Origin of the sequence: Myroides sp. ZB35 (genome assembly GCF_001865835.1) — a bacterium.
GTDB lineage: Bacteria > Bacteroidota > Bacteroidia > Flavobacteriales > Flavobacteriaceae > Flavobacterium > Flavobacterium odoratimimum.
In genome coordinates this window covers 195494-207748 of sequence record NZ_CP017769.1, presented here as the reverse complement: position 1 = coordinate 207748, position 12255 = coordinate 195494, and the positions used below count along the sequence as shown (strand labels likewise).

The 12255-nt window shown below is 34.4% G+C and carries 11 protein-coding genes; 4 read left to right on the top strand and 7 right to left on the bottom strand.

Going from position 1 to position 12255, the window contains the following annotated elements:
* Positions 1-88: 88 nt before the first annotated feature.
* Complete coding sequence (gene fumC / locus BK054_RS00845; protein WP_006258726.1) at positions 89-1489, bottom strand: class II fumarate hydratase; 1401 nt, start codon at positions 1487-1489, stop codon at positions 89-91.
* 151 nt (positions 1490-1640) lie between these two features.
* Here fumC and BK054_RS18410 point away from each other — a divergent pair, with 151 nt between their 5' ends.
* Entirely contained in the window at positions 1641-1817 is a 177-nt protein-coding gene (locus tag BK054_RS18410) for a hypothetical protein (protein ID WP_006258725.1), read from the top strand.
* Positions 1818-1989: 172 nt separating this feature from the next.
* Here BK054_RS18410 and BK054_RS00840 read toward each other — a convergent pair whose 3' ends face one another.
* Together BK054_RS00840 and arsC are read right to left on the bottom strand one after the other, a co-directional pair.
* The gene (locus tag BK054_RS00840; RefSeq protein ID WP_006265918.1) at positions 1990-4467 is read right to left on the bottom strand and encodes an outer membrane beta-barrel family protein; all 2478 of its coding nucleotides are present in this window, start codon (positions 4465-4467) and stop codon (positions 1990-1992) included.
* An 84-nt stretch (positions 4468-4551) separates the two neighbouring features.
* A complete protein-coding gene (gene arsC, locus BK054_RS00835; protein ID WP_006258722.1) occupies positions 4552-4893 on the bottom strand; it encodes an arsenate reductase (glutaredoxin) in 342 nt (113 codons plus the stop codon).
* A 42-nt stretch (positions 4894-4935) separates the two neighbouring features.
* Here arsC and BK054_RS00830 point away from each other — a divergent pair, with 42 nt between their 5' ends.
* From BK054_RS00830 to glsA, 3 genes are read left to right on the top strand one after another with little or no spacing between them, the layout of a single operon-like run.
* Positions 4936-5841 (top strand): CPBP family intramembrane glutamic endopeptidase, encoded by a 906-nt coding sequence (locus BK054_RS00830; protein WP_006258720.1) that lies wholly within the window; start codon positions 4936-4938, stop codon positions 5839-5841.
* Positions 5799-6884 (top strand): AMP-binding protein, encoded by a 1086-nt coding sequence (locus BK054_RS00825; protein ID WP_006258719.1) that lies wholly within the window; start codon positions 5799-5801, stop codon positions 6882-6884. The genes BK054_RS00830 and BK054_RS00825 overlap by 43 nt, the downstream gene beginning before the upstream one ends.
* A gap of 14 nt (positions 6885-6898) precedes the next feature.
* A complete protein-coding gene (gene glsA / locus BK054_RS00820; protein ID WP_006258717.1) occupies positions 6899-7924 on the top strand; it encodes a glutaminase A in 1026 nt (341 codons plus the stop codon).
* 87 nt (positions 7925-8011) lie between these two features.
* On the opposite strand, the gene BK054_RS00815 is transcribed toward glsA, so the two are convergent.
* The 4 genes from BK054_RS00815 to BK054_RS00800 all read right to left on the bottom strand — a co-directional run bounded on the left by BK054_RS00815 (position 8012) and on the right by BK054_RS00800 (position 12254).
* On the bottom strand, positions 8012-8431 hold the full coding sequence (locus BK054_RS00815) for a nucleoside-diphosphate kinase (RefSeq protein ID WP_006258715.1): 420 nt from the start codon (positions 8429-8431) through the stop codon (positions 8012-8014).
* A gap of 88 nt (positions 8432-8519) precedes the next feature.
* Positions 8520-9707, bottom strand: a complete 1188-nt coding sequence (gene pncB / locus BK054_RS00810) for a nicotinate phosphoribosyltransferase (protein ID WP_006258711.1) — start codon at positions 9705-9707, stop codon at positions 8520-8522.
* Between the two features lie 15 nt (positions 9708-9722).
* On the bottom strand, positions 9723-10424 hold the full coding sequence (locus BK054_RS00805; RefSeq protein ID WP_006258710.1) for a DUF2971 domain-containing protein: 702 nt from the start codon (positions 10422-10424) through the stop codon (positions 9723-9725).
* Positions 10425-12254, bottom strand: coding sequence for an ABC transporter ATP-binding protein (locus tag BK054_RS00800; protein ID WP_006258709.1), 1830 nt, complete (start codon positions 12252-12254; stop codon positions 10425-10427).
* Between the last annotated feature and the right edge of the window lies 1 nt (position 12255).

Below are 12255 nucleotides of genomic sequence, written 5' to 3'. Positions count from 1 at the left end.
ATTGTTATCTGAAGAGAACTGTTTAAAAAGTAAAAAGCCAATAACATATTATATGCTATTGGCTTTTCTATTTAAGGTTCAGTATGTTTTAATCTTCGATGTTACCGATCATTAACTTAGGATCAACCCACTTGTCAAAATCTTCAGGTGTAACATATCCTAAGCGAACAGCTTCTTCTTTTAGCGTTGTGCCATTAGCATGAGCAGTTTGCGCTATTTCGGCTGCTTTGTAATAACCAATTTTAGTATTTAAAGCAGTTACTAGCATTAATGAACTATCTAATAATTCTTTAATACGTTTGTCGTTTGCTTCAATTCCTTGTGCACAATGCTCATCAAAAGAGATACAGGCTTCTCCTATCAGTCTAGCAGACTGTAAGAAGTTGGCTGCCATAACAGGTTTGAATACGTTTAGTTCGAAATGACCCTGAGTACCAGCAAAAGATATTGTTGTATCATTACCTATCACTTGTGCAGCTACCATAGTAAGTGCTTCACATTGTGTAGGGTTTACTTTACCAGGCATGATAGAAGACCCTGGTTCATTTGCAGGAATAATGATTTCGCCAATTCCAGAGCGTGGTCCAGAAGCTAGTAGTCTGATATCATTAGCTATTTTATAGAGAGAAACAGCAAGTTGTTTTAATGCTCCATGTGTTTCTACAATTGCATCATGAGCGGCTAGAGCTTCAAATTTGTTTGGAGCCGTTACAAAAGGTAGTTTCGTGAATTTAGCAATATACTCTGCTACTTTTACATCATATCCTTTAGGAGTATTTAAGCCTGTACCTACAGCAGTACCTCCTAGAGCTAATTCAGCAAGATGAGGTAAAGTGTGATTTAATGCTTTTAGTCCATAATCTAATTGTGCGACGTAACCTGATATTTCTTGACCTAGTGTAAGAGGGGTAGCATCCATAAGGTGTGTACGGCCTATCTTTACTACATCTTTTAGTTCTTTAGCTTTTTTGTCTAATGTGTTTCTCAATGCAGTCACACCTGGGATAGTATATTCTACGACAGCTTTATAAGCAGCAATGTGCATTGCAGTAGGGTAGGTATCATTAGAGGATTGAGATTTGTTTACATCATCATTTGCTTTAAGTACTGGTTCGCCTTCACCTATTTGAAGACCAGCTAATACTTGAGCTCTATTAGCAATTACTTCATTCACATTCATATTAGACTGTGTACCAGAACCTGTTTGCCAAATAACTAAGGGAAAATGATCATCTAGTTTGCCTTCTAGTATTTCGTCACATACTTTAGCGATGTGATCTCTTTTTTCTGAAGGTAAAACATTTAAATCAGCATTCGTAAAAGCTGCTGCTTTTTTAAGATAAGCAAAAGCTTCTATGATTTCGTGTGGCATAGATGCCTCAGGACCTATTTTAAAGTTGTTTTTAGAGCGTTCCGTTTGTGCTCCCCAATATTTGTCTTTAGCAACTTTTATTTCTCCTATAGTGTCTTTTTCTATTCTGTATTCCATTATTAATTTATTTAGAATGATTGTACCCTAAAGATAAGGAGAATTATTTAGTTTCATTCTAAAGAAAGATTAAAAGTTAAGGTAGACTAGGTAGAAAAAATAAAAGTGAGTATATTTACGGCGTATATACAAAAATTAATCCGGAGAAAACATGTTTGAATTTCAACAGTATTTAGGTTTCATCGTTGCCATGACTGTAGTTACTATGGCATTTTGGCTTATGATGTTCTTAGTTGGTTTCGTATCTTACTGGGCAGTAGGTGGAGCTAGAGAACTAATCAAAGAGAAGAAAGCTAAAAGACAGCAATTAGAAGACAATCAGATCTAGTATTTGGTTTAAGAAATAAAGAGTCATAATATGTATTATGGCTCTTTTTTTATGCCTATTTATGAGGGTTGATAGATTCGAAAAATATGGAGATAAAAAAAGGGACTACCCAATGGTAGTCCCCTAACAAATAATAAATTTATAATAGTTTAGTAAAGGTTTCTTTGTTTGATTACATCATTTCTCCTTCTCCTTGTTCTTCGCCACCACCAGCATTTCTTTGTTGTTTCTGTCTGTCCATTTTAGTTTGGTTAAAACGATAAGTAAATGATAAGTTTACTTGTCTTCCTCTCCACTGCATTTCACTATGTGAAATAGATGTTGGTAAATAAGTGTCTGTTTCTCTTTTTCTAGAGTCGAAGATATCACTAACATTTAATGTAATGGTAGCTTTGTCTTTTAAGATATCTTTACTTATAGAGGTATTAGCTGATAAGTTTCCTAATGCTTTTCCTTGTGACGTATCATAAGGTGCTCTATACATTCCGTTTACTTGCCAATCTATTTTATAAGGCAATGATATCTTAGATGATAATCTAGTAAACCAAGCATAAGAGTTTTGGTCAAAGTTTTGCGTTTCTACTGTTCCATCTAGTTTAGTGAAAGTATAGTCTCCTTTTGTTTCTGTTCTAAAGAAGTTGAAGTTACCATTTAATTTCCACCATTTAAATGGAGTATAGTTTAAGGTGAAATCAAATCCATATCTGTATTCTGTAGCTAAGTTAATTGGTGAACTAACAATAATAGTTGTACCACTTGCATTTGTACCCGCTTCTCTTCTTACGAATTGGAATGTGTCATCCGTTTTATTTAAGTAAGCAGATGCACTAAGAGTGAAGCCACTCCATCTCTTCAAATACCCTAAATCAAATGCATTTGTTTTAGCAGGGTTTAAATCAGGGTTTCCTTGAAAGAAGTTGATGTCACTCGTATAATTAGAGAAAGGGTTTAAGAAACGCCCTCTAGGACGCATAATACGTTTACTATAACTAATACTCACATTACTAGATTCATCCAATTCATAGTTTAAAAATAAACTAGGGAAGAAGTCATCATATTTCTTGTTGTTGTAATCGTTGCTAGTTAATTGATTTACGTCAATATTACTTTTTTCCCAACGGAACCCAACCATATAGTTAAGTTTGTCAGTTATTTTATCTCCATATTGAGCATAGAATGCATTAACTTGTTCTTTGTATTCTAGTACGTTAGAAACTCTAGTGTTATTAATCCATTCATTATTAGTTAGATTATATAATCCAAAGTTATTAGTTGTCGATTTAAATGTACCTAAGTAACCTGCTTCAAAGTTTCCACTCTCTCCTAAAGGTAATGTGTAATCTACTTTTACTAGACCTGACTTATATTTGTCATCACTAAGAGTTCTTTCGTAAGTCATTAGGTTATGCTTATCATTAATGTCAGAGATATTAGCATCGTCATCACTAGTGTCTTTAGAAATACTAGCCTCTACTGTTAACTTGTGATCTTCTTTAGCGAATTTCTTTTCAAATGATGTTGTATATTCTACACTGTTATAGCTTGACTTACGTCTTTCTTCTCTATATCTATTATAGTCTAAGTTGTGGTTACCATCGTAATATTGGTAATCAACAAAGTTAGGAGAGGTACCATTACTTCTACGTACATTCACACTATTAGACCAAGTTAGAGAAGGAGTAATATAGTAGTCTAGACCGAACATACCGTTGTAGCCTTGTCTTTCTCTATTGTTGTCTTTATATTCATCGATGTACTGTATAGGATTACCATCGTGATCTAGATATTGGTTGTTGTTAACGTTATATCCTTTTGTTTTAGTATCTCTATAAGATAAGGTCGTATAGAAGTTATATTTCTCTCCACGAATATTTACATTACCATTTAATTCATAGTTGCGAGGATCTCCTATTGTACCCGTGATATTTCCATTAATACCTTGTGCTTTACCTTTCTTAAGGACGATATTAATAATACCAGCACCTCCTTCAGCTTCATATCTAGCTGATGGATTAGTGATTACTTCTACTTTTTCGATTGATTCAGCAGATAGAATACGCATTGCTTCTTGGATATTATTAGCAAGACCAGTAGGTTTACCATCGATAAGTACTTTTACATTCTCGTTACCACGTAAACTAACAGCACCTTCACTATCTACAGTTACTGAAGGAACGTTGTCTAATACATCTCCTGCAGTCCCCCCTTTTACAATCATGTCTTCACCTACATTGTAAACTTTTTTGTCAAGCTTAATATCTACAGTAGATTTTTCTGCAATGACTAGTACTTCGTCTAGCATTTGAGCGTCATCTGTAACTTTCTTAATACCTATATTAGTATTTCCATTGACAGCTACTTTGCGTAGTTCAATAGTTTTAAAACCTAAGTATTCTATACGAATTAAGTATGACCCGTCAGGTACTTCAAAAGAGTATTGTCCTTTTGAGTCGGTCATACCTCCTGAGACAATATTAGCATTGTTCTCATTTTGTGCGAATACACTCGCATATTCTAAGGGAAGATTTGTAGCAGCTTCTACTACAGTACCTGTTACAGTACTTTTTTTAGAGTTCTGTGCTAATGCTGTTACCCCGAACATTAGAGTTAACAGCATTAGAAGAACTTTTGTAGTTTTTAATCTTTTCATTATAGTCGTTAGTTTTATATCTATTAGACTATAATTTGCGGTGAAGGTTTAAAAACAAAATGGTTAATAAATTGTTAATTAGTCTTACAGAATTTCATGAATCTTTTCTGTAGGTCTTGCAATAACAGCTTTAGGGCCATTAACAACAATAGGTCTTTCAATCAGCTTTGGGTTTAAAACCATAGCTTCGATTATCTCGTCATCGCTCAATGTATTACTTCCAAAAGTATCTTTCCAAAATGCATCTTTTGTACGAACTAAATCGATTGGATTGTAATTGAGTTTTGTTAGTATTGTCTTTACATCATTTTCAGTAAGGTCTGCATCCAAATATTTTATAATTTTGTATGCTACACCTTGCTCTTCCATGAAAGCAATACTTTCGCGTGATTTGCTACAACGCGGATTGTGATAAATTGTGATCATAAATAAGGAATTTTATACCAAATATAGTACATTTTTTGAGATATGGGAATTATTGAACAGCTATTGAGAATAAACAAAAGTCAGAAACTTTGGCATTATTTACCTTTTTCGTTATTTTTTTTAGGGATTATGTTCCTGAATTGGATTTCTTTAAGATATTCAGCCCTATCTACTAATGAAATCATAAAAATGAATATTGATAAATTTGGTAAAAATATCAATTTTTTGATAACTATAGGGCCATTAGTATTCATGTTTGTGTTTCTAATAGCTTGGGTATTAGTAGTTCATAAGCAGAGTCTGCTAAGCCTTACTACCTCTAGGGTTAAGGTAGATTGGAAGAGAGTATTATTTGCTTTTTCTCTATGGAGTTCTGTGATTATAGCGTTCTTTATCTATGGATATATAACTTCTCCAGAAGATTATGTGTTTTCGTTTAAACTGTGGCCTTTTTTAGTATTCTTTCTATTTGCGATTGTTTTAATCCCTTTACAGACTAGTTTTGAAGAATACTTTATGCGCTCTTATTTAATGCAAGGAATAGGTCTAGCTACGCGCAGTAGAGCAGTAGCTTTGTTTACAACGTCTATTTTATTTGGCTTAATGCACCTAGCAAATCCTGAAGTAGAGAAGATAGGATTCTCTATTATGATTTATTATATCGGAACAGGACTCTTTCTAGGGATTATTACTTTAATGGATGATGGTGTAGAGTTAGCTTTAGGTTTCCATGCTGCGAATAACTTAATAGGAGTGCTATTAGTCACTTCTGATTGGACTGCCTTTCAGACAAACTCTATTTTTACCAATGTTAATTCGGAAAGTGTTATTTCACCTTGGGAATATATTATCCAAGTCGGCGTTGTATTACCTCTAGTGGTTTTTGTTTTCGCTAGAAAGTATAAATGGAAGAATTGGAAACACCAGTTATTAGGAAGAGTAAGATAAAAGAACAAATTATGGAATTAAATTATATACATCCTAACTTTAGATTGAATGGTAACTCTTATACGATAGAGGAGTTGATTACATTGGCTAAAGAATGGGAACTAGGAACTCAAGAATATTTGGTCGATTTAGGAAGGCTTATTATAGAATGGTTTGATACGAATGATTATGTAAGTTTGACTACATCAGGTACTACTGGACCTCCTAAGATTATACATTTAAAGAAAGAAGCTATGATCTGTTCAGCAAAGGCTACTGCTTCTTTTTTTGAAATAACTACTGGTAGTACTGCTCTTTTATGTATGTCTACGAAGTTTGTAGGTGGTAAGTTGATGTTTATTAGATCTTTAATTGTTGGATGGTCTTTAGATGTTAAAGAACCTACAGCAAGACCTTTGGAGCAAAATACAAAGTTATATGACTTTGTAGCGATGGTACCTATGCAAGTAGAGAACTCGATAGAGGAGTTAAATAAAGTAAAGACTCTTATTATTGGAGGTGCTAAAGTGAATCAAGGTTTAGCAGATAAGTTAAAACAAGTTACTACTAAGGTATATGAGACTTATGGGATGACTGAAACAATCACTCATATAGCTGCTAAACGAGTAGGTGTAGCATCTTTCTCAGTGCTTTCTCATGCGACAGTTAGTCAAGATGATAGAGGGTGTTTAGTAATCTCTGCCCCGACTGTTAATCCAGAATTAGTTATTACTAATGATTTAGTAGAAATTATTAATAATAAGGAGTTTAAATGGCTTGGAAGGGTAGATAATGTCATTAATAGTGGTGGAGTAAAACTTTTTCCTGAGCAAATAGAAGAAAAGTTGTCAAAGAGGATTCCTTATCGTTTCTTTGTGGCGAGTAAAGAAGATACTTACTTAGGTAATAAACTAGTGTTAGTTATTGAAAGTGAGCAGTATACTTTACCTGATGATATATACGTGGAGCTTGGTAAATATGAGAAACCTCGTGAAGTACAGTTTGTTTCTAAGTTCGAAGAGACAGAAACAGGCAAAATAATAAGAAAGAAGAATATTCAATAAACTAGATTAATAACATGAAGAAGAATAGTGTAAGTAACATTATCCTAAGCTGGGTTGTAGCATGTTTAGTTTCTTTTGGAGGAACTGCTTATGCTAAGAAGATAATTAGAAATGGTGATAATACCAATCTAATTACCAATGAGATGTTAGAACGTATTTTAGAGAAAAATAGAATACATGTAGGAGAAGGAAAAGTCGCAGACTATATCCCCGAACTGAGCAAGGTTAATGCCAGCGCTATCGCATTTTCTGTAGTGAAGCAGAATGGAGAAGTTGTTAATGTAGGGGATGTATCACAGAAGTTTACGATTCAGAGTATTTCTAAAGTAATAGCTCTGATGGTAGCTGTAGAGGAGTTAGGAGAGAAAGAAGTGTTTTCTAAAGCAGGGTATTATGGAACTGACAAGCCTTTTAATCATTACGCTAATTTAGAGACTAAAGGAAAGCCCTTAAATCCTTTAATGAATGCTGGTGCTATACTTACTACTGCCTTGTTAGGTGGGGATAATGATGAAGCATTTCAGAAGATTTTAGACATGGTTCGTTATATCACGAAGAACGAAGCGATAGGTTATAGCCACTCTGTATATATGTCTGAGAGAGAAACAGGACATAGAAACAGAGGTATATTCCATTTATTAAAGAATAATGGTCTGATCGAAGGAGAAGAGAATAGATTAGATAATTATTTTAAACAATGTTCTATAGAAGTTACAGCAGAAGATTTAGCTAAGATTGGTTATTTCTTTGCTAATCAGTGTACTCGTTTTGATGGAGATACGAAGTATAAAAACTCAGAGATGTCTAAGTTAGTACAGTCACAGATGTTAATCGCGGGGATGTATGAGTTTAGTGGAGAGTATGCTCGTACAGTAGGTTTGCCTAGTAAGTCTGGAGTAGGAGGAGGTATTGTTGTTTCTGTGCCGAATAGAATCGGAATAGGGACTTTCAGCCCAGGATTAGATACACAGGGTAACTCTGTAGTAGGGTATCACATGATCTTAGATCTAGTAAATGAATTAAACCTTAGTATCTTTTAATAGATAAGAATAAGTACTTGTAAATAGAAAAAGCCAACTGTTATCAGTTGGCTTTCTTTTTGGGTGCAAATAATCTATTGCAAATTCTTAGAATTGCTCTCTTCCTGAGAAGTGGAAAGCAGACTCGATAGCAGCGTTCTCGTCGCTATCAGATCCATGTACTGCGTTTTCACCGATTGATTTTGCATATTTTTTACGGATAGTACCTTCAGCAGCTTCAGCTGGGTTAGTAGCACCGATTAATTTTCTGAAATCTTCTACAGCGTTCTCTTTTTCTAAGATAGCTGCTACGATTGGACCTCTAGACATGAATTCAACTAATTCTCCGTAGAAAGGTCTTTCACTGTGTACTTCATAGAATTTTTGAGCGTCTCTTACAGTTAATTGAGTTAACTTCATTGAAACGATTTTAAATCCTCCTTCAGTAATCATGTTGATGATTCCACCGATGTTACCTGCTTCTACAGCATCAGGTTTAATCATTGTAAAAGTTCTGTTCGTTGCCATTATTCTTAAATTTAATTTATTGCAAAAATAGTCTTTTAAATATTACAAAAGTGATAATATTTATAAAAAAGTGTGGTTTAAATCACTTTTATTTAGAAACAGGAATCTCTAATAATCTCTGTGCTAATTCTATCATCTCAGGAGTTCCTGTGTGCTTTTTAGGCTCATCTGATAATTTCACTACATCAGTCCAATATCCTCCCTCTGGAAGAGCTTGAGACATCTTGATTACGATATTCATAGCGTCTAGCCCCACATCATTAGTAAAGTCTGTACCGATACCAAATGACATTCCTATTCTTCCTTTACAGTGATTAGCGATGCGCTCTACTTTTTCAGGGTTCAATCCATCAGAGAAGATAATAGTCTTCTGAGTAGGATCGATATTTAATGATTTGTAATGTGCGATGACTTGATCAGCGAAGTCTAGTGGATCTCCACTGTCATGTCTAACTCCGTCAAATAACTTAGCAAATTTCTTATCAAACTGTTCAAAGAAAACTTTACTTGTATACGTATCCGTTAGCGCGATTCCTAGATCTCCTCTATAAGTATCTACCCAATGTTCTAATCCCATTGAGTTTGCCATTTTGAAACCATACTTAGCTGCGTGGAACATAAACCATTCATGAGCATGTGTTCCAATAGGTTTAGTGTTATACTTCATCGCTAAGTGCACATTACTCGTTCCGATGAAACTGCCATCACCATATTGTTTTAAGGTATCTACCACTAATTGGTGTACTGCATAAGAGTGTCTTCTTCTTGTACCAAATTCAGCAATAGTAATCCCTAATTCTTTGTATTTCTCTATTTTGTTACGCGTATTCGCAATCACCTTTTCTGAAGAGTCTCTTTCAGAATTAGTCATTTTATAATATAGCTCACAGATAATAGACATTAGAGGTACCTCCCATAAGATAGTTCTATACCAATATCCTTTAATATGTACTTCTAGGTCTGGTCCATCTTGTGATATTTCTATTTCTGATGGATCATAGTGATACCCTTGTAAGAAGTCTAGATAAGTAGGGTCTAAGTAAGGACAAGTCTTTTCTAAGAATATCTTCTCTGCTTTTGTTAGTTTTAGTTTAGCCATTTCATCTACGGCAGAGCGCAGTGCTTCAGCAAAACCTGGGGGGTATTTATGTTGTCCTCTATTGATGAAGATATAGGACGCTTTAGCATAAGGGAATTGTTTAATAGCAGCGTACTGCATCGTAAACTTATAGAAATCGTTATCTAATATAGATACGATAACTTGGTTAGTGTTCATTGCTTCCATAGTTTTTTAGATTAATATATCACTTTCTAAGTCAGATTTCTCCACATGAAATTTGAAGTTTAACTTATGCATTAGCTCTAATACTAAGTTTTTATACCAATTCTCTGACTTAGGATGAATATAAATTTTTTCTATTAATTGTTCGATATCCACGTGTATTTTAATACCCTCATTGACTTCTATACCCAGAGGGCTAACATCTGAGATAATACGAACCTCTTTTTCGTATTGAAAACTTTGTCTTTTGAACAAGAAAGGGAAGAACTCATCGTCAAAAGGAATAAACTCTCTTTTGTAATCGATATAGTTTACTTCTCCAATGTACTGATCTATTCGGTTTTCTACAGAGACCGCTTTTTGCAGTCGTTCTAGCGTAGATTGAATAGCGATACCTTCTTTGTTTTTTGTGAATATCTGCCACATCGCGAAAGACTCACATTCATTAAGGTGCCAACTACTGATAACTATATTCTTTCTTTTCTGTTTATAGTGATGTAAGAAATCAGGATTGTCTTGGCTGATTCTTTTTATCTCTTCAAAAGTAGGCTCGCTAAATGTCCCTTCATACTGATCTTCAAATTTGTCAGATCTAGACATGAATAGTTTATTAGACAGTAATAAATCTAAAAACTTAGATAAGTCTAAGTACTTCCATACAACAGTATTCGGATCGCTAGGGAGTGTTATATTTTTACCGTCTTTATACATTTATTCTAATGATTGTAGTGAAACTAATTTAGAGTAAGTACCATTTAACTGGATTAGCTCTTCATGAGTACCTTGTTCTACTATTTTACCTTTTTGCATGACTACGATTAAGTCTGCCTTTTGGATCGTAGATAGGCGGTGAGCTATGATAATAGACGTTCTGTTTTGCATCATATTATCTAGTGCTACCTGTACTAGTTTTTCGCTTTCTGTATCTAATGCAGACGTCGCTTCGTCTAATATCATGATCGGAGGATTCTTAAGCACTGCTCTTGCGATAGACAGACGTTGTTTCTGTCCTCCAGATAATTTGTTTCCAGCATCACCGATATTGGTATCTATACCATGAGGTAGATCTTTGACGAACTCATACGCATTAGCTATTTTAAGTGCTTGCATGATTTCTTCATCCGTAGCATCTTCTTTACCTAGCTTAAGGTTGTTCTTGATCGTATCATTGAATAAGATACTATCTTGAGTTACTAGTCCGATAAGATCACGTAGATCGCTCAGTTCTAAGTTACGAATATCTTCGTTATCTATTTTAATTGCTCCTTCATTGATATCCCAGAATCGAGTCAATAAGTTTGCTATCGTACTCTTACCACTACCAGACTGACCTACTAGTGCTACTGATTTTCCTTTTGGTACTGTAAGGGTAAAGTCTTTTAATACGTACTCTTCTTCGTATTTAAACGAGATATTATCTACCTCTATTTTATCCTCGAAGCTAGACTTCGCTATTGCATTTTCTTTGCTTTCGATAGGATTATTTTCTTCTAATATTTGTAACACACGCTCTGCAGCAGCATTACCACGTTTTAATGAGTATGAGGCCTTAGACATAGCCTTAGCAGGTGTAAGGATATTATAAGCCATACCGATATAAGCAATAAATGCAGCCCCTGTCAGTGTACCTTCACCTAGTACTAAGTGACCACCGTATACTAATAATACAGCGATAGTCACGATACCTAAGAATTCACTAAGTGGAGAAGATAAGTTCTGACGATTAAGGATAGTATTGTTTAGTTCATAGAAACTATGTGTAGAGTCTTGAAACTTTTTATTGAAGTTTTTTTCTGAGTTAAAGCTTTTGATCACTTTTAGCCCAGATAGAGATTCTTCTATAATAGATAAGAAGTACCCTTGTTCTTCAGAAGCCTTTTGTGAACTTTTCTTTAAGGTCTTCCCTACTTTAGAAATGATCACACCTGAGATAGGAACAAATATAAATACGAATAAAGTTAGTTCAGTACTGATTGCAAACATAGCTACAATAGTAAATACGATGGTTAGAGGCTCTCTTACCACTACTTCTAAGATAGATAAGAAAGAGTGTTGTATCTCTAGCACATCAGAAGTGATTCGAGAGATCACATCCCCTTTTCTTTTTTCAGAGAAGAACGATAGTGGTAATTCTAATGACTTTTTATACATCGCATTACGAATATCTTTTAATACCCCATTTCTCAGGAAGGTAATAAAGTACATCGCCCAATAGTTGAATAAGTTTTTTAATAAAAACAACGAGATAATTACAGCAGCCATTACCATCAAGGTATCTTGAGCTCCATGCTCTGCAGTATACTGTGTGATGAAGTAAGACATATAGTCTTCTAAGTAATTCTTGATATGTCCTATACCTGTATAGATAGGTTTCTCTGTAACTTTTTTGGCATCACCAAAAAGCACTGTCAACATCGGGATCAATGCCACAAAAGATAGCGCACTGAATAAAGCGTATAGTATATTAAAAAAAACGTTTAAGTAAGCATAGGTCTTATATGGCTTACCAAAGTGAAGTATCTTCTTAAAGTATTCGTTCATA